Annotated in this window: 14 protein-coding genes and 2 pseudogenes; 7 read left to right on the top strand and 9 right to left on the bottom strand. The window is 73.4% G+C overall.

The features are described 5' to 3' along the window. Window positions 1-15 precede the first annotated feature (15 nt). On the bottom strand, window positions 16-876 hold the full coding sequence (locus RZ50_RS11220) for a hypothetical protein (protein WP_254802450.1): 861 nt from the start codon (window positions 874-876) through the stop codon (window positions 16-18). Between the two features lie 228 nt (window positions 877-1104). Beyond that, window positions 1105-1710, bottom strand: coding sequence for an NTP transferase domain-containing protein (locus tag RZ50_RS11215; protein ID WP_217680497.1), 606 nt, complete (start codon window positions 1708-1710; stop codon window positions 1105-1107). A gap of 168 nt (window positions 1711-1878) precedes the next feature. Between RZ50_RS11215 and RZ50_RS11210 the strand changes: the two genes are divergently transcribed. Both RZ50_RS11210 and RZ50_RS11205 read left to right on the top strand, forming a co-directional pair. Then, entirely contained in the window at window positions 1879-2637 is a 759-nt protein-coding gene (locus tag RZ50_RS11210; protein WP_196949484.1) for an HNH endonuclease family protein, read from the top strand. A gap of 73 nt (window positions 2638-2710) precedes the next feature. Continuing rightward, window positions 2711-4285: an alpha/beta hydrolase gene (locus RZ50_RS11205; protein WP_196949485.1), complete on the top strand. Its 1575-nt coding sequence runs from the start codon at window positions 2711-2713 to the stop codon at window positions 4283-4285. A 76-nt stretch (window positions 4286-4361) separates the two neighbouring features. Here RZ50_RS11205 and RZ50_RS11200 read toward each other — a convergent pair whose 3' ends face one another. Beyond that, complete coding sequence (locus RZ50_RS11200; protein ID WP_196949486.1) at window positions 4362-6785, bottom strand: glycosyltransferase family 39 protein; 2424 nt, start codon at window positions 6783-6785, stop codon at window positions 4362-4364. A 92-nt stretch (window positions 6786-6877) separates the two neighbouring features. Continuing rightward, on the bottom strand, window positions 6878-7999 hold the full coding sequence (locus tag RZ50_RS11195; RefSeq protein ID WP_308271587.1) for an alpha/beta hydrolase-fold protein: 1122 nt from the start codon (window positions 7997-7999) through the stop codon (window positions 6878-6880). 296 nt (window positions 8000-8295) lie between these two features. Between RZ50_RS11195 and RZ50_RS29070 the strand changes: the two are divergent. The 3 genes and pseudogenes from RZ50_RS29070 to RZ50_RS11185 all read left to right on the top strand — a co-directional run. After that, window positions 8296-8913 (top strand): annotated as a pseudogene (locus RZ50_RS29070) (serine protease); the annotation flags it as partial. A 201-nt stretch (window positions 8914-9114) separates the two neighbouring features. Then, window positions 9115-9846 (top strand): annotated as a pseudogene (locus RZ50_RS29065) (putative Ig domain-containing protein); the annotation flags it as partial. 79 nt (window positions 9847-9925) lie between these two features. Further along, window positions 9926-10582 carry an HAD family phosphatase gene (locus RZ50_RS11185; protein WP_196949899.1) on the top strand — a complete coding sequence of 219 codons (657 nt, stop codon included), beginning with the start codon at window positions 9926-9928 and terminating at the stop codon, window positions 10580-10582. A gap of 21 nt (window positions 10583-10603) precedes the next feature. Here RZ50_RS11185 and RZ50_RS29060 read toward each other — a convergent pair whose 3' ends face one another. Both RZ50_RS29060 and RZ50_RS11175 read right to left on the bottom strand, forming a co-directional pair. After that, the gene (locus RZ50_RS29060) at window positions 10604-10810 is read right to left on the bottom strand and encodes a DUF397 domain-containing protein (RefSeq protein WP_217680493.1); all 207 of its coding nucleotides are present in this window, start codon (window positions 10808-10810) and stop codon (window positions 10604-10606) included. Beyond that, the gene (locus RZ50_RS11175; protein WP_217680491.1) at window positions 10807-11655 is read right to left on the bottom strand and encodes a helix-turn-helix transcriptional regulator; all 849 of its coding nucleotides are present in this window, start codon (window positions 11653-11655) and stop codon (window positions 10807-10809) included. Before RZ50_RS11175 ends, RZ50_RS29060 begins: the two co-directional genes overlap by 4 nt. A 428-nt stretch (window positions 11656-12083) precedes the next feature. On the opposite strand from RZ50_RS11175, the gene RZ50_RS11170 reads away from it, so the two are divergent. Together RZ50_RS11170 and RZ50_RS11165 are read left to right on the top strand one after the other, a co-directional pair. Continuing rightward, the gene (locus RZ50_RS11170) at window positions 12084-12251 is read left to right on the top strand and encodes a hypothetical protein (RefSeq protein ID WP_196949900.1); all 168 of its coding nucleotides are present in this window, start codon (window positions 12084-12086) and stop codon (window positions 12249-12251) included. Window positions 12252-12318: 67 nt separating this feature from the next. Continuing rightward, window positions 12319-12885: a hypothetical protein gene (locus RZ50_RS11165; RefSeq protein ID WP_196949901.1), complete on the top strand. Its 567-nt coding sequence runs from the start codon at window positions 12319-12321 to the stop codon at window positions 12883-12885. A gap of 101 nt (window positions 12886-12986) precedes the next feature. On the opposite strand, the gene RZ50_RS11160 is transcribed toward RZ50_RS11165, so the two are convergent. The 3 genes from RZ50_RS11160 to RZ50_RS11150 all read right to left on the bottom strand — a co-directional run bounded on the left by RZ50_RS11160 (window position 12987) and on the right by RZ50_RS11150 (window position 16470). Then, window positions 12987-13583, bottom strand: a complete 597-nt coding sequence (locus RZ50_RS11160) for a bifunctional 2-polyprenyl-6-hydroxyphenol methylase/3-demethylubiquinol 3-O-methyltransferase UbiG (RefSeq protein ID WP_196949902.1) — start codon at window positions 13581-13583, stop codon at window positions 12987-12989. 255 nt (window positions 13584-13838) lie between these two features. Next, entirely contained in the window at window positions 13839-14534 is a 696-nt protein-coding gene (locus RZ50_RS11155) for an aspartate/glutamate racemase family protein (RefSeq protein WP_196949903.1), read from the bottom strand. Between the two features lie 55 nt (window positions 14535-14589). Next, the gene (locus tag RZ50_RS11150) at window positions 14590-16470 is read right to left on the bottom strand and encodes a CocE/NonD family hydrolase (protein WP_217680489.1); all 1881 of its coding nucleotides are present in this window, start codon (window positions 16468-16470) and stop codon (window positions 14590-14592) included. Window positions 16471-16722 lie beyond the last annotated feature (252 nt).

Below are 16722 nucleotides of genomic sequence, written 5' to 3'. Positions count from 1 at the left end.
AGGAGGGTTGGGCGCTCAGGAGGTCCAGCCGGTCTCCATCAGGGCCTCGGCGGCGCCGTTGGCGGGCTGCGGCACGCCCGCGAGGTCCAGGCTGAACAGGGCGACCAGCAGCTGTTCGCCGCGCACGGTGGCCTGGTGCGAGTAGCCGGCGAGGGTGAACATCGCGGCGGCCATCTCCTCCGCGTGCAGGGTCTGGAGCCACAGGCACTCGACCGACTTCACGTCGGCGGGCTCGGTCCAGGTGTCCACCTGGGCGACCATCCGGCTGCCCAGCAGGGTGACCCCGTCGCGTTCCTGGGCCTCGGTCAGCTCCAGGTCGTCGAAGCCGAGCCACTCCAGGTAGCGGGCGGCGGTGAACACCGCGTCCTGCGAGGTGCGCACCGGGTGCGGGCGGAACGGCGTGCGGGGGCGGAACGGGCGGGGGCGGCCGGTGGAGCCGCCGGGCGGCGCGGGCGGGCCGGACACCGGGGCGCTCATCGGGTGCGCCGGGTACGGGCGGGCGGCCTGCGGGTTGGGGGCGGCGAGCGGGGCGGCCGTACCGGTGCCGAGCCGGGTGGTGCGGTCCACCGGCAGCCGGACGGTGGCGCCGCAGTTGCAGGTGAACTCGGGCTGCGGCCACTGGTCGGAGCGGCCGCAGTGCGGGCAGCGCATGCTCAGCCAGGAGTCCTCCCAGGAGCGGAACCGCACCTGCACCGGCACCCCGCCCCGCAGCAGCGGCACCTTCAGCGAGGCGCCGCACGGACAGGGCAGCGAGGGCGGTTCGTAGAGGTGCTCGCGGCGGCAGGCGGGGCAGCGGATCGCCCGGGCGCCACCACCTGTCCCCGGCCCTGGCCGCGCGGGGTCGTGTCCGGTGAAGTCGTCGGGCAGTCCGGCCATCGCGGGCTCCGTCCGTCGGTGTCGGGTGGATGGTTCCCATGCTCCCCGAAACGTCCCGCTCTGGGCGCGGAATGGGGCAATCCTCAGGGACGGATCAGGGGAGGCTGCGCGGCGCGGGCGATGCCGAACCCTTCGCAGGGAGGATGCGGCGGGGAGGGCGCGCGGTCGGTGGACGGAGGGCGCACGGTCGGCGTACGAAGGGCGTGCGGGTCGGCGTACGAAGGGTTCTCAGCCCGCCGACCAGCGGTCCAGGTCGGCGGGGGTGTCCAGGTCGTCCGGCACGGCGACGTCCGCGCACTCGACCAGGACGAGTTCCGCGGCGTGCGCCGCCAGCAGGGCGCGGGCCCCGGCGTCGCCGCCGGCTCCCGCGGCCGCCTCGGCGAAGTGCCGGGCGCCGATCAGCACCGGGTGCCCGCGCCGCCCGCCGTAGGCCGCCGCGGCCAGTTCGGCGCCGGCCCGGTGCGCGGCCAGCAGCCGGGCCACCGCGGCCGGGGTGACGCCCGGGGTGTCCACCAGCATCACCAGCACCGCAGGGGCCCCTGACGGCAGTGCGGCCAGCCCGGCGCGCAGTGAGGAGCCCATGCCCTGCGCCCAGTCCGGGTTGGCCACCAGTCGGCAGCCCGGCAGGTGCGCGGTGGAGCGCACCCGGTCGCGCTCCGCGCCCAGCACCACCGTCACGTCCCGGCAGCCGCCGGCCCGCACGGTGGCCACCGCGTGCTCGACCAGGGGCCGGCCCGCGTAGCGGATCAGCGCCTTGGGCCGCCCGCCGAGGCGGCGTCCGCCCCCGGCGGCGAGGACCAGGGCGACGGGGGTGCGAGGGGTGGGGTCGTGCATGCGTCCAGGGTGCCCGGTGCGGGCGGGGAGCGCAGCCCTTCGGCGGGGTCTGGCGGAGTGTGAGCTTCGACATGCTCCTTGGCCTTCCCGTGGCGTCGGCTTGACCTGGTCTTGGGCGGCTGGTCTGCTGGTTCGCCGTCAACCCGCCCCTGACTCCGGGAGTTCTCCGTGCCCGCCCGCCGTACCTGGCTGTCCGCCGCCTCCGTGTTCCTGATATGCGTGCTCGCGCTGGTCGGCTGGTTGGTGGAGGGCCGCGACCACAAGTCGACCGGCGGATCCGCCGCCCCCGCCGGGGGCCTGGGCACCAGCCCGCTGCAGAACCCGGACGGCACCAAGCCGGGCCTGGCGCCGCTGACCTCCCCCGAGGACCGGAAGGCCGGCCGGGACCTCATCGCCAAGGTCGCCACCGCCTCCGTCGGCGCCAAGGACGGCTACGACCGCAACGAGTTCGGCCCCGCCTGGACCGACAACGTCGACGGCGTCCCGTTCGGGCACAACAACTGCGACACCCGCAACGACCTGCTCGCCCGGGACGGCACCGCCGTCGAGCGCAAGGACGGCTCGAACTGCGTGGTCACCTCGATGACCATCTACGACCCGTACACCGGCAAGACCGTCGACTGGACCAAGCAGCAGGCCACCAAGATCCAGATCGACCACGTGATGCCGCTCTCCTACGACTGGCAGATGGGTGCCAGCAAGTGGGACAAGGCCAAGCGGGTCCAGATCGCCAACGACCCGCTCAACCTGATCCCCGCCGACGGCTCGCAGAACGCCTCCAAGGGCGACTCCGGCCCGGCGTCCTGGCTGCCCGCCAACACCGACATCCGCTGCTCCTACGCCGTGCGCTTCGCCCAGGTCTCGCTGAAGTACCAGCTGCCGGTCACCGAGGCGGACAAGAAGGCCATGCTGGAGCAGTGCGTCTGACGAATCGTTCCGTCTGACACCCGGGGACCGGTGCGATGTGCCCCGGGCGGGTGCCGGGTGGTATTCGTGGGCGGTGCCCTCGTTGATCACCCGGCTCCCGCGGCGTGCCCTGCCCGCCCTCGCCGCCCTCGTCCTCACCCTGCCGGCCGGCTGCTCCGGCCCGGGCGGCCCCGGCGGCCCGGGCACGGTGACCCGGCCGCCGCTCGCCGAGCGGGTCGCCGCCACCGCCTCCCCGGCCCTGCGGGCCTTCTACGACCAGCGGATCGACTGGGCCCCCTGCTCCGACCGGGCCGGCGCCGAACCCGACGGACCGACCGTCCAGTGCGCCACCCTCAGGGTCCCGCTGGACTACGCCGACCCCGGCGGCCGGAGCATCGAGGTGGCCCTCGCCCGGCTGCCCGCCGCCGACCCCGGCGCCCGGATCGGCTCCCTCGTGCTCAACCCCGGCGGCCCCGGCAACTCCGGCGTCGGCATGGTCCGTTGGGGCTGGCGCGGCTACCAGGGCGCGCTGCGCGACCACTTCGACCTGGTCGGCTTCGACCCGCGCGGCGCCGGCGCCACCACCCCCGTCGACTGCCTGGACGACCGCACCCGCGAGAAGTGGAACGGCACCGACGACCCGTCCTACGACCGCGGCCGGGTCCTCGCCGACGCCTGCCGCACCCGGCACGCCGACCTCCTCCCGCACCTGGGCACCCGCGACGCCGCCCGCGACCTCGACGTGCTGCGCGGCGCCCTCGGCGAGCGCCGGCTCGACTTCCTCGGCCTCTCCTACGGCACCCACCTCGGCGCCCTCTACGCCGAGGAGTTCCCCGACCGCACCGGTCGCCTCGTCCTCGACGGCGCCGTCGAGCGCAGCACCGACCTGATGCACCTCAACGCCGAACAGGCCGCCGCCACCGAGACCGCGTTCCGCGCCTACGCCACCGCCTGCGCCGCCGGCGGCGGCTCCTGCCCCCTCGGCACCGACCCGGCCACCGCCCCCAAGCGGCTCGCCGACTTCCTCGACGGCCTCAAGGACCACCCGCTGCGCGCCGCCGACGGCCGTGAGGTCACCGCCGCGCTCGGCTGGGCCGGCGTCCTCGACGTGCTCGCCGACGGCCACCGCTCCTGGCCCCGGCTGCGCGGCGCCCTCGACCCGGCCGTCGAGCGCGGCGAGGGCGACGAACTGCTCAGGCTCGCCGACGGCGCCGACGACCGCGACGAGGACGGCCGCTACGACAGCCGCTGGGACGCCTTCGCGGCCATCCACTGCGCGGACGCCCCGCTGGCGCCCACCGACACGGACCTGCGCGCGGCCCTCGCCGACCTCGCCGCCCACGCCCCGCTGACCAGCGGGCACGACCCCCGGGGCACCCTGTTCACCCCGGACTGCCGCCCCTGGCCGTACCGTTCGCCCGAGCGGCCGCACACGGTGAAGGCGCCCGGCAGCGCCCCGATCCTGGTGGTCGGCTCCACCGGGGATCCGATCACCCCCTACCCGTGGGCGCAGCGGCTGGCGGCCGGACTGGAGCACGGGGTGCTGCTCACCCGCGAGGGCGACGGGCACACCGCGTACGACAAGAGCGAGTGCGTGCGCGAGGCCGTCACGGCGTTCCTGGTGGCCGGCCGGATGCCGGCGGCCGGGACGCGCTGCCCGTCCGACTGAGACCGACACCGAGAGGGGCGTGCCGCGCGAACGCGGCACGCCCCTCTCGGATTTCGGGCCCTGTGGAACAGCGGTTTCAGGACTTCGGAGCCGTCAGGTCGTAGAACGTGGTGCTGCCGACCGTCTTGGCGGTGAAGTGGCTGGTCACCCAGGACTCGATCTGGGCGGACTCGGACTCCTGCCCACCCTCGTCGCCCTCGCCGCCCGCACCGCCGAAGCCCCGGTGGGAGCCGCCGGCGATGAACCAGTGCACCTTGCCCTCCTCGACGTACTTCTGGAAGCCGGCCAGGCTGAGCGACGGGTCGGTGCCGTTGAAGCCGCCGAGGGCCATCACCGGCTCACCGGTGGCGAGTTGGTAGCTGGCGGCGTTCTGCGAGCCGGTGGTGGCGGCCGCCCAGGTGTACTGGTCGGCGCCGTCCTTGAGCAGGGACGCGGCCTCGTCGCTCACCTTGGCGCCGTCGAGCAGGCCGCCCATGCCGCCGCCGCCCATGCCGCCGGGGAAGCCGCCGGGGCCCGTGCCCTCGGAGTCCTGCGCGCCGGGGAAGCCGCCGGTGGTGCCGGGGGCGGCGCCCGTGCCACGCTCGTGGCGGCCGCCGGTGCCCTCGCCCCTCCCGGACCCGTCGGAGCCGTTTCCGGAACCTCCGCCGAACCCGCCCGGGAAGCCGCCGGGGAAGCCGTTCTGCCCGTGCGAGCCCTGACCGCCCTGACCGCCGGGGAAGCCCTGACCGCCCTGGCCTCCCGGGAAGCCCTGGCCGCCGGGGAAGCCCTGCCCGCCCGGGAACCCCTTGCCGCCCCTGTGCCCGCCGCCACCCGGTCCGAACGCGCCCTTCACGGACGGTCCGGCGGTGATGATCGAGCCGGTGTGCGCGGTGCCCACGGTGTCCACCGCGTACGCCGCCGGGCCGCCGAGCGCCGCGGCCAGGCCCACCAGGCCCGCCACCGAGGCGATCCGCGCGCCGACCCGCCCGGAGAGGTTCCCGGCGAACTGCCCGGCCACCAGCGCGACGGCCGCCACCAGTCCGCCGACCAGCACCGCCCAGCGCAGCCAGGGCACGAAGCCGGAGCTGCGTCCGAGCAGGACGAACGACCACACCGCCGTCACCGCGAGGGTCCCGGCCAGCACCAGAGCCCAGGGCAGCCGGTGCCGGGCCCGCCACAGCCCGTCCACGCCCATGCCGACCAGCGCCGCGACGGCCGGGGCGAGCGCCACCGTGTAGTACTGGTGGAAGATCCCGGACATGAAGCTGAAGATCAGCGCGGTGGAGACCAGCCAGCCGCCCCAGACCAGGAAGGCCGCGCGGGCCGTGTCGGTACGGGCGTAGCGGCGGGTCGCCCAGAGGGCGGCGACCAGCAGGATCAGCGCGGCCGGCATCAGCCAGGCGATCTGCCCGCCGATGTCACCGCCGAACATCCGGGTGATGCCGGTCTGGCCCCAGCCGCGGCCGCCGCCGGGCATCGCCCCGCCCGGCAGGTCGAGCCCGGCCGGCATCCGGCCGCCGCCGCCGACGCTGCCGCGCTCGTTGCCGTCGACCCGGCCGAGGCCGTTGTAGCCGAAGGTGAGCGACAGGAAGCTGTTGTCCTGCGAGCCGCCGACGTACGGGCGGGCCGAGGCGGGCAGCAGCTCGACGACCGCCACCCACCAGCCGCCCGCGACCAGCAGGGCCGCGCCCGCGAGCAGGGTCTGCCGCACCCGCCGCCAGAAGCCGGTGGGCGCCACGACCAGGTAGATCACCGCGAAGGCGGGCAGGATCAGGAAGGCCGCCAGCGTCTTGGTGAGGAAGGCGAGGCCGAACATCGCCCCGGTGAACAGCAGCCAGCGGGTGCCCGCCGTCTCGATCGCCCGCACCAGCCCGTACGCGGACAGGGTGAGCAGCAGCACCAGCAGCGCGTCCGGGTTGTTGAAGCGGAACATCAGCGCCGCGACCGGGGTGAGCGCCAGCGCGGCCCCGGCCAGCAGGCCGCCGAGCGGGGAGAAGCGGCGGCGCACCGTCGCGTACAGCACGCCGACGGTGGCGGTGCCCATCAGCGCCTGCGGGGCGAGGATCGCCCAGGAGGAGAGGCCGAAGATCCGCACCGACAGTGCCATCGGCCACAGCGAGGCCGGGGGCTTGTCGACGGTGATGAAGTTGGCGGCGTCGGAGGAGCCGAAGAAGAAGGCCTTCCAGCTCTGGCTGCCGGCCTGCACGGCGGCCGAGTAGAAGGCGTTGGCCCAGCCGGAGGCGCCCAGGCCCCACAGGTAGAGCACGGTGGTCGTGGCCAGCAGCGCCAGCAGGGCCGGGCGCACCCAGCGCGGGTCGTCCGCGCGGCCGCGCCAGGCGCGGGCCGGGAGGGTGCGCAGCCGGTCGGGCCAGGAGGCGAACCCCTTGGGGCCGACGGGCGGCAGGGGCTGCTCGGGGAAGAGCGGCGCCGGGTCCGGCTGCGGCACCTCCGGCGGCGGGTAGTTCGCGGCCTCGGGCCACCACGGATCGCCGGCCGGAGGGGAGTAGCTGCTCGTGGTCATGCGCCATACGCTCGGTGGCGTGCCTGAGAGAACCGTGAGACGGGTCTGTGAGACGGGTGTGATCTGCCGTTTCACCCGGACGGCGGGTGGTGTCAGGCGGTCGCGGGCATGGTGATGTGCTTGCCGAGCCATTCCAGGGCCGGGGGGATCTCCCGGGTCCAGGTGTGGAAGTTGTGGCCGGCGGTGTCCAGGGTGATGGTCGACATCTTGGTCGGGGCCTTGAAGGCGCCGACCATGGCCTGGGTCTCGGCGTAGTTGTTCTCGTCGTTCGCGGTGGTCAGCAGCAGTGAGACGGGCGCGGGCGGCTGGTTCTTGAGCCGCCACAGCAGGTCGTTCTCCTGCTTCAGCTTGTCGCTGCCGCCGAAGAGGTCGCCGGTGGTCGGGTCGTGGGCCGCGCTGTAGTAGCCGGAGAGGGCGACGGCCGCGCGGTAGGAGTCGGGCTTGCGCAGCGCGAACTTGAGCGCGCAGTAGCCGCCGGTGGAGTTGCCGATCACGGCCCGGTTGGACGGGTCGGTGCCGATCCGGTAGGTGGTGGCGAGGGCCTTGGGCAGGTCGGTGGTGAAGAAGGTCTCGACCTGCGGGCCGTTCGGGACGTCCACGCACTCGGTGTCCCGGTCGCCGACGAGGGTGGGGCGGGTCATCACCAGGATGGTCGGCGGCAGCTTCTTCTGCTCTATCGCTTCGAGGGTGGAGGCCGGGTACTGCATCAGCGAGATCAGCTTCTCCGGGGTGCCCGGGTAGCCGGTGAGCACCAGGGCCATCGGGAAGCGCTGCTTGGCGTAGTCCGGCTGGAAGTACTGCGGGGGCAGGTAGACGTACGCCTCGCTGCTCAGGCCGCTGCCGGCTCCTTTGACGTCGACCTTCTGGATCAGTCCGGAGCGCTCCGGGTCCGAGCCCTGGGCCGAGTAGAACTTCTGCTCACCGGTGACGGCCACACCGGAGGCGTTGGGGGAGTGGTCGACGACTGTGCCGAGCCCGCCGCTGGTGCCGAGCAGGTCGGTCCAGGAGCTGTAGAAGCCGAAGTAGCTGTTGGCGATCAGGCCCATGGCGGCCAGCACGGTGAGCTGGGTGGCGAGGAAGGCGCCGAACCGTCCCAGCCAGGACTTCCAGCCCTTCCCGCCGAGCCGCGGCCAGAACCACATGGTGGCGGCGAAGACGAGGATCGCGATGACCGAGGTGGCGATCTGGAGGGGGAGTCCGGTGAGGCTGAGCACGTGCCCGATCGTAGTTGACCTCCTGGGAGCGACCTGGGCGGCCCCTGGGAGTAATGGGCCGGTCATCGGTTGACCATGAGATTCCGTGACCGCCGTGAGGCGGCCCCGTGCGGGCGATCCGTGCGCCCGTAACGGACATATCGGGATGGGTGGTTGCTGTTGGGTGGCACAACACGCGTCGCACGGTGGCGAGTTCGGCCCGAACGGTTGACCACTTGAAGTGACCATGGCACTTTCGTGCGGGCGCGGGCCTCGGCGACCAGCCGGGCACCCCGCGATCCCCCACAAGGAGAGCCATGTTCAAGAGACTTGTCGCGGTGGCCGGTGCGAGTGCCGTCGTCGCGGGCGGGCTGGCCTTCGCCGCCGCCCCCGCGCACGCGGTCCAGGCGGCCGACCTGAACGCGACCATCGCGTTGAGCAACTGCTCGGCCTCGCTGGTCCGTTACCCCGCCTCGGTGGACGGCGACCGGGCGCTGATGCTCACCAACGGGCACTGCCTGCCGACCATGCCGTCGGCCGGCCAGGTCATCCAGAACGTGAGCGCCAGCCGCAGCGGCACCCTGCTCGACGGCGCGGGCAACAGCCTCGGCACCGTCCAGGCCGACCAGGTGCTGTACGCGACGATGACCGGCACCGACGTCGCGCTCTACCGCCTCACCGACACCTACGGCTCGATCAGTTCCAAGTACGGCGTCACCGCGCTGACCGTCAACGACGCGCACCCCGTCGACGGCGCCGCGATGTACATCCCGTCCTCGTACTGGAAGCAGGTCTGGAACTGCTCCGTCAACGGCTTCGTGCCCACCCTGCGCGAGGACCAGTGGACCTGGCACGACTCGCTGCGCTACAGCTCCGGCTGCAACACCACGCACGGCACCTCCGGCTCGCCGATCGTCGACTCCGCGAGCGGGCGGATCGTCGGCATCAACAACACCGGCAACGACGACGGCGCGATGTGCACCCTCAACAACCCCTGTGAGGTCGCCGCCGACGGCACGACCACCGTCACCAAGGGCCAGAGCTACGGCGAGGAGACCTACTGGTTCACCACCTGCCTGGGCACCAACCGGACCATCGACCTCACCGTGCCCGGCTGCCTGCTCACCAAGCCGGCCGGTACCGGCGCCGTCTCGGTCAGCAGCCCCGGTGACCAGTCCACGGCGGTCGGCACCGCGGTGAACCTCCAGATCAACGCCTCGGGCGGCACCGCCCCGCTGTCGTACAGCGCGAGCGGCCTGCCCGCCGGGCTGTCGATCAACTCCTCGACCGGCGCGATCACCGGCACCGCGACCACCGCGGGCACCTCCAACGTCACGGTCACGGTGACGGACTCGGCCGGCAGGGCCGGTTCGACCGGCTTCACCTGGGCGGTGAACGGCGGTGGCGGCGGCACCTGCACGCCGGCGCAGCTGCTGGGCAACCCGGGCTTCGAGACGGGTACGGCGGCGCCGTGGACGACGAGCTCGGGCGTGATCGACAACAGCGCCTCGCAGGCGGCGCACGGCGGTTCGTGGAAGGCGTGGCTGAACGGCTACGGCACCACCCACACCGACACGCTGGCGCAGACGGTGACGATCCCGGCCGGGTGCAAGGCGACGCTGAGCTTCTGGCTGCACATCGACACCGCCGAGTCGGGCTCCACGGCGTACGACAAGCTGACCGTGTCGGTGAACGGCACCACGCTGAAGACCTACTCCAACGTGGACGCCGCGGCCGGCTACCAGCAGCGCACCTTCGACCTCTCGTCCTACGCGGGCCAGAGCGTCACCCTGAAGTTCACCGGGACCGAGGACGCCTCGCTCCAGACGAGCTTCGTGATCGACGACACCTCCATCCAGACCAGCTGAGGCCGGCCGCCGCCCGGGGCCGTCGGCCCGTTCATGGACCACCGGCCCCGGGCGGTGGGCGCATCCCTATGCTGTTCGGATGATCAAGCCGATTGAGCTGGTGATATTCGACTGCGACGGCGTCCTGGTGGACAGCGAGGTGATCGCCGTCCGGGTGCTGGTGCGGCTGGGCGCCGAGCTGGGCTGGCCGCTGACCGAGGCGGAGGCGATCGAGCGGTTCGTCGGGAGATCGGAGGCGGCCAACCACGCGATGGTCGCCGAGCGGCTCGGGGAGGAGACCGCGACGGCGTTCGACCGGCGCTTCCGCGAGCTGCACGCCGAGGCCATGGACGCCTGGTTGACCCCGGTGGACGGCCTGCCGGAGGCGCTGGACGCGATCACCCTGCCGACCTGCGTCGCCTCCAGCGGCACCCACGAGAAGATGCGCCACACCCTCGGCCGCACCGGGCTGTACGACCGCTTCGCCGGGCGGATCTTCAGCGCCACCGAGGTCGGGCGCGGCAAGCCCGCGCCCGACCTGTTCCTGCACGCCGCCCGCACCATGGGCGTCGACCCGGCGGCCTGCCTGGTCGTCGAGGACAGCCTGCCCGGCGTCACGGCCGCCCGCGCCGCCGGGATGCGCTCGCTCGGCTACGCGGGCGGCGTCACCGCGGCGCAGCGGCTGGCCGGGCCGGGCACGGTCGTCTTCGAGTCCATGCGCGAACTGCCCGGGCTCATCGCCGCCCACCGGGGGTGACGGCCGCCGCCCAGTGGGTTCCTAGAGGAGCCCGAAGTCGAACTCCCCGGCGGCGACGGCGTCGATGAACGCGGTGTGGGCCGCGCGGTCGAAGGCGAGGGCGGGGCCGGAGGGGTCCTTCGAGTCGCGGATGCGGGAGCCGGATCCGGAGCCGCCAGGGGTGGCCACCTCGACGCAGTTGTCGTCCCCGGCGCTGTAGCTGGACTTCTTGAAGGTCGGCTGGGTCACTTGATCTTGTCTCTCTGTGCGGTGATGAAGGCGAGCGAGGAGTCGACGGACATGGCTTCCGCCGTGATCTCCTGGAACTTCGCCCGGTAGAGCTCCACATCGGCCGGATCCTCGACCCACAGGCTGCTCAGCAGCCCTTCGACCAGGACGACGTCGAGGTCCTTCCGCTGGGGGAATCCCATCAGCGCGAGTGCTCCGGTCATTCCCGGGTTGATCGCCGCGCCGACCGGCATGACCTGGATGTTGATGTTGGGCAGGCTGCTGAGCGTCAGGAGCCTGTCCAGCTGCGGGACCATGATCTCGGGGCGGTTGGCGTTGGAGCAGAGGGCCGCCTCGTGGATGACGGCCCACACCTGCACGGGGTTCGGGCGGGTCAGGATGGACTGCCGTGCCATGCGCACCTGGACCAGGTCCTCGACGGATCCGCCGGACCGGATGCGCAGACGGTCGATGACGATGCGCGCGTATTCGGGCGTCTGGAAGAGGCCGGGGACGAGGGCCGGCTCGTACGTCTTGTAGGTGGTGGCGTCGGCTTCCAGGAGGATCAGGTCGTTCGCGGTGGCGTTGATGACGTCGCGGTAGCTCAGCCACCAGCCGCGCTTGCTCCCGTCCTTCGTGATGGCGATCAGTCCGGCCCGGTAGTCCTCGTCGTCGCATCCGTAGTAGTCGAGGAGTTTGATGACGTCCTCGATCTTGGCCGCGGTGTGGGCGGTCTCGATCCGGGTGAGTTTGGGCTGGCTCATCCCCGTGGCCTCCGCGACCACTTCGGCGGTGAGCCTCCGTTCCTCACGGAGCTTCCGCAGTTCGCCGCCGAGCCTTCGTCGGCGAACGGTCGAGACTGCCATGCTGCCCCCTCCCGAGCTGTCGGCTGACCAGTCTGCCCGGGTGATGGGCGCCGACGCTACCGACAACTAGCAGGCCAGACCGCCGAATTGAGGTTCGATTTGTATATATGCGAGTCACCGCAAAGAAGTTGCGCCGAGCATCACATAGGCCCCATGCTGAGCGTAGCGAGTCGTGTGCGCTGAGTGTTCGTTGGCTCGTGATCTCGCCGTTGTCCGGGTCCTGTTGGCCGGTATGCGTCGACGAGTGGTCCACTTTCGTCCCCCCGCGGAGGTCTCTTCGTGTTCCCCCTCGAACTCCCCCCTGACCGGTCGGCCGCGCGCGAGGAGTTGTGCGGAGCAGCGCCGCGCGCCGGGTGGAGACCCGGGGGGCGCCGCCGGGTGGCCGTGAACCAGCACCCGTGCCCGATCGGGCCGGCCGGGGGCGACGCGTGCGACTCGTGACCGGCCTCGTCCTGCTCTCCCTCCTGCTCTTCGCCATCGCCGTCGTCGCCCTCGGCGCCCTGGCCGTCCTGCGGATGCCCCACCGCTCCGAGGACCTCACCGCCGCCCCCACACCCGACCGGGACCGTGACCGTGACCGGCAGCCGGTGGCCTGACCGCGGCGGGGCGTCGGACGGCCGATCCCGTGGTGCCCGACCGGTCGGCAGGGCTACGGTGGCGGCCGTGAGTACTTCGACCGGGGTCGTACGGCGGCGCGGCTCCCTCGCCGTGGTGTGGGCGGTGCTGCTCGTCGCGGTGGTGGCACCGCCGTTGGCGGTCGGCCCGGCGTTCGCGCACTCGGCGGCGCTGCTGCTGCCCGGACTGGTGGCGGCGATGGGGCCGGCCGTCCTGCTGCGGTCCGGTACGGCGCGGCGGAAGTCCTGGCGGGCCGACGGAACCCTGGTGCGGGCCCGTACCTGGACGGGCGTGCGGGAGGTGGACCTCGCGGCGCTCGCCATCGTGCGCGGCTGGGTGCTGCCGCGGCGGTCGGGCCCGCTCACCTACGTGTCCGTGGCCGACCGCTCCGGCCGGCGGGTGATCCTGGACGTCGACGACCGGGGCCTGAAACTGGTCGCCGACGCGGTGCGCCACCACGGCGCCGACTACCTCTCGTCCTGGGCCCTGACGATCCTGGGCCTGGCCCCCGCCCATCGGTTCGCCTCGGTCGGCCGCCAACTGGGCCTCGGCTTCATCGCGTTGGGCCTGCTCCTCATCGGCATGCTGCTGGCGGCGGCGATCGCCCAGTGCTGACCCGGATCAACCCGCCCGGTCGGCGGAGCGGTGGAGATGCTCCCGCCCGCCGGGATCCTCGAACTCGACGCTGAGGGGCCGGCCGTGCGCACGGCGATCCCTCAGGGCTTGCGCCAGGTCAGCGAGTAGCGCCGCAGCAGGTGCCACCGGTAGCCGACCCCGGGCAGCACCCGCCAGGCCGCCTGCCGCACCTCCCGGTAGGTCATCACCGGTGCGGTCGTCGGCATGCCCTCCGGGGTGGTGGCCCGCCGTACCGTCTTCACGGCCCGTACCAGTGGTGCGGCGGCTGCTCGCCGGGCCCGGTCCGCCGCCGACCCCTCCCGTGCGAGCCCGACCACCACCAGGACGCCGCCGGGGCGCAGCAGTTCCCGCATGCGGGTGAGGGCGGCCTCGAAGTCCATGTGGTGGATCGCGCTGACCGAGCAGACGAAGTCGAAGCCCTCGACGGGAAGGTCAAGGGTGAGGAAGTCCCCCTCCAGGAAGGCGGGTTCGAGGTGGGCGGCCCGCGCCCGGGCGACCATCTCGGCCGAGGTGTCCACCCCGACCACCCGTCCGCACCGCCGCGCCAGCCTCGACGCCAACAGCCCGTCCCCGCACCCCACGTCCAGCGCCGCCCCGCACCCCGGCGGCACCGCCCGCAGGATGCCGGCGTGCCGGGCCACGTTGGTGTTCCAGTACGGAGCCTGGTCGCGCGTCATCCCCACACCTCAGCGGTATTCGTGCTGCTGGCCGTCCGTCAGGGCCCACATCGGAGCCCAGGCGACATGATGCTCGATTCCTGTGGTCAGGGCCATCGAGCCGAGCGCCGTGATGACCACGATGCCGACTCATCGCGGCGCTGGTCTCGGTCCTCGTCGCCGGGGCCGCGCTGTCGGCCTCGCGGGGGATGTGCTCGTCGTCCCACTGGGGCGTGTGCTCGATCGGGATGGTGATCCGCCCCGCGCAAGCCCGTTTCAGGGGGCGGCCAGGGCGGCGTCGATGGCCGCCTCGGCGTGCAGCCGGGTGGTGGGGAAGACGGGCACCGGGCTGTCCTCCGGCCGGATCAGCAGCTCGATCTCGGTGCAGCCGAGCACGATTCCCTCCGCGCCGGCCGCCACCAGTTCGCTGATGACCTGCCGGTAGCTCGCGCGGGACTCCTCGCGGACCAGGCCGACGCACAGCTCCTCGTAGATGATCCGGTGCACCAGGGCACGCGAACCCGCCTTCGGCACCAGGACGTTCAGGCCGCCGGAGGCCAACCGGCCCCGGTAGAAGTCCTGTTCCATGGTGAATGCCGTCCCCAGCAGTCCGACCCGCCGGACTCCCGCCGCGCGTACGGCTTCGGCGGTGGCGTCGGCGAGGTGCAGCAGCGGGACGGAGACCGCGGCCTCGACCTGGTCGGCGACCTTGTGCATGGTGTTGGTGCAGATCAGCAGGAGTTCGGCGCCCGCCGCCTCCAGCGAGCGCGCGGCGTCGGCGAGGATCTCGCCGGCCTCGCTCCACCGCCCCGCCGCCTGGAGCCGCTCGATCTCGGCGAAGTCGACCGAGTGGAGCACGAGTCGGGCGGAGTGCAGCCCGCCGAGGCGGTTGCGGGTGAGCGTGTTCAGCAGGCGGTAGTACTCGGCGGTGGATTCCCAGCTCATGCCGCCGATCAGGCCGAGGGTCTTCATGGGAGCCATTTATAAGGCGAAAGAGAAAAGAAAGGCAAGTGTATAAGAATAACTTTTAAGGCCTCTCTCGCGGCACCCGGTGCTGCCATTCCCGGGTGAACACCACCGACCCGGCCTCCAGCGCCCGCAGCTGTACGACGCTGATGAAGTGCCCGGCGTCGCAGCGCAGTTGGGTGCGGGTCTGGACGGTCACGTCCCAGCCGATGTCCGGCCGCTCCAGCCGCACCGTGCGGTCGGAGCGGGCCTGGGCGCTGAGCGGGGCGCCGGTGAGGACGCGGTAGGCGGTGACGGTGTGCTCGTCGCGGACCAGGCCGTCGGGGTGGGTGCGGGTGCCGTCGCCGGCGGGGGAGAGTTCGGTGCGCCACTCGTGGCGGCCGATGTCGTGCACGGTGACGTGTTCGGGCCGGGCGGTGAGCGGCTCGGTGACGTGGATGTCCAGCAGGTCGGGCAGCGAGGGCGTCCCGAAGGTGATGGGCGCGGTGCCGATGTCGGCCGCGAGGTGGCGGACCGGCAGGCCGAGGGTGGAGCGGGACGGGTCGACGGCGTACCCGGTGTCGTCGGCGGGCGGCCACACCCACGGCCAGTAGACGGAGGAGAGGGCGAGCCGCAGCCGGTGTCCGGCGGGGACGGTGGCCGCGCAGGCGGCGAGCTCGACCTCGACCTCCGCGCCCCCCTCGCCCACGCCCCCGCCCGCCCCGCCGACGTCCAGCACCCCCCGGCTGAGCAGCTCCGAGGCGCCCTCCGGCCCGACCACGCAGAGCCGCGCGACCACCTGCGCCGGGGCTCCGCCCTCCCGCAGCCGCAGCCGCAGCGTCGGGGCGCCGAGCAGTTCGACCGGTTCGGGCAGCGGCTGGGAGTCGAAGCACACCGAGCGCCCGTCCTCCTCGCGCTGGTCCGGCGGCCGGTCGGCGGGGCGGCCGTGCGGGACGTAGGAGCCGGCGTTGAGGCCGGTGTGCTGCGGGGAGCGGACGTGGACGTAGCGGTCGTCGGAGGCGGTGCCGGCGGTGCTCAGCTGGCCGTCCAGGTCGTAGTGGATCTCGCGGACGTCGGGGGAGGGCCAGGCCTCCTCGCCGGTCCAGCGGGTGCTGATCCAGCTGCGCAGGGCGGGTTCCTTGAGGGCGCCGGTGTCGACGCCGCGCAGCCAGTGGTCCCACCAGCGCAGGGTCTCGGTGAGGGCGGCCTCGGGCAGGCCGTGCGGCCAGGGGCCGATCAGGGCGTGCGCGGTGGGGGATTCGGCGAGCAGCCGCAGGACGAAGGAGCAGGACGGATCGCCCCAGCCGGCCACCGCGAGGACGGGGACGGACACCGGCACGGTGGTGTCCCCGGCGGCGAGCCAGGTGTCGACCGGGGGTTCCAGGGATTCCAGCCGGGCCAGCCAGCCGGCCCGCCAGGCGTCGCCGAGGCGGCGCGGGTCCGGCGGGAGGGCGGCGTTGGCGACCAGGTCGGTGAGCCGGGTGTGCAGGTCGGCGGCGAGGACGGCGCCGCCGAGCCGGTGGCCGCCCTCGGGGCAGGCGGTGACCACGGCGCCGACGGTCTCCGGCACCCGGGCGGCGAGCCGCAGCGCGGTGGTGCCGGCGGCGCCGACGCCGAGCAGGCCGAGCCGGCCGTTGCACCAGGGGCGGCGGGTGAGCCACTGGACGACGGCGGCGCCGTCGGAGAGTTCCCGTTCGCTGCCGGGTTCGGCGGGCGCGCCGCCGGAGTCGCCGTGGCCGCGGGTGTCGACCCGGACGGCGGCGTAGCCGTGGCCGGCGTACCAGGGGTGGCGGCGGGCGTCCTCGGCGGCGGTGCGGTCGCCGAGGCGGTCGGCCGAGTACTCCAGCAGGGTGGGGATGGCCCCTTCGGTGACCGGACGCCACAGCCGGGCGGCGAGCTCGGTGCCGTCGGGCAGCGGGATGCGGACGTCCTCGCGGGTGGTGTGGAACGGGTACGACGGCATGGCCGCTCCCCTCGGGTCCCGGGCCGGTGAGCGCCGAGCGGCCCGCGGCACGGACGGGGGCCGCGCCGCGGGCGTCGGCAGTTCGACCCTAGGGGAGGAACCGGTGGATTTCCTGACGAAGGCCCCCGGCCTCCCGGGGAGGGCCCCCGCCGGTCACGGCAGCGGCGCACGGCGATTTTTGGCGGAAGGGAAACCGAGCCGTAATTGCGTATGACTTGCAACTACTCGCCCCAGGGGGGAAAGATGGCCCAG

It is taken from the genome of Kitasatospora sp. SUK 42 (assembly GCF_015776785.2).
Classification (GTDB): domain Bacteria; phylum Actinomycetota; class Actinomycetes; order Streptomycetales; family Streptomycetaceae; genus Kitasatospora.
Note: the sequence above shows the minus strand (reverse complement) of the source record. Positions and strands in the feature narration are given on the sequence as shown.

Bases quoted from the DNA above. Each gene is read 5' to 3' on its own strand.
- RZ50_RS11220 (WP_254802450.1), bottom strand. From the start codon at position 876: ATGGCCGGACTGCCCGACGACTTCACCGGACACGACCCCGCGCGGCCA.
- RZ50_RS11215 (WP_217680497.1), bottom strand. From the start codon at position 1,710: ATGCACGACCCCACCCCTCGCACCCCCGTCGCCCTGGTCCTCGCCGCC.
- RZ50_RS11200 (WP_196949486.1), bottom strand. From the start codon at position 6,785: ATGACCACGAGCAGCTACTCCCCTCCGGCCGGCGATCCGTGGTGGCCC.
- RZ50_RS11185 (WP_196949899.1), top strand. From the start codon at position 9,926: ATGATCAAGCCGATTGAGCTGGTGATATTCGACTGCGACGGCGTCCTG.
- RZ50_RS11175 (WP_217680491.1), bottom strand. From the start codon at position 11,655: ATGGCAGTCTCGACCGTTCGCCGACGAAGGCTCGGCGGCGAACTGCGG.
- RZ50_RS11160 (WP_196949902.1), bottom strand. From the start codon at position 13,583: ATGACGCGCGACCAGGCTCCGTACTGGAACACCAACGTGGCCCGGCAC.
- RZ50_RS11155 (WP_196949903.1), bottom strand. From the start codon at position 14,534: ATGAAGACCCTCGGCCTGATCGGCGGCATGAGCTGGGAATCCACCGCC.
- RZ50_RS11150 (WP_217680489.1), bottom strand. From the start codon at position 16,470: ATGCCGTCGTACCCGTTCCACACCACCCGCGAGGACGTCCGCATCCCG.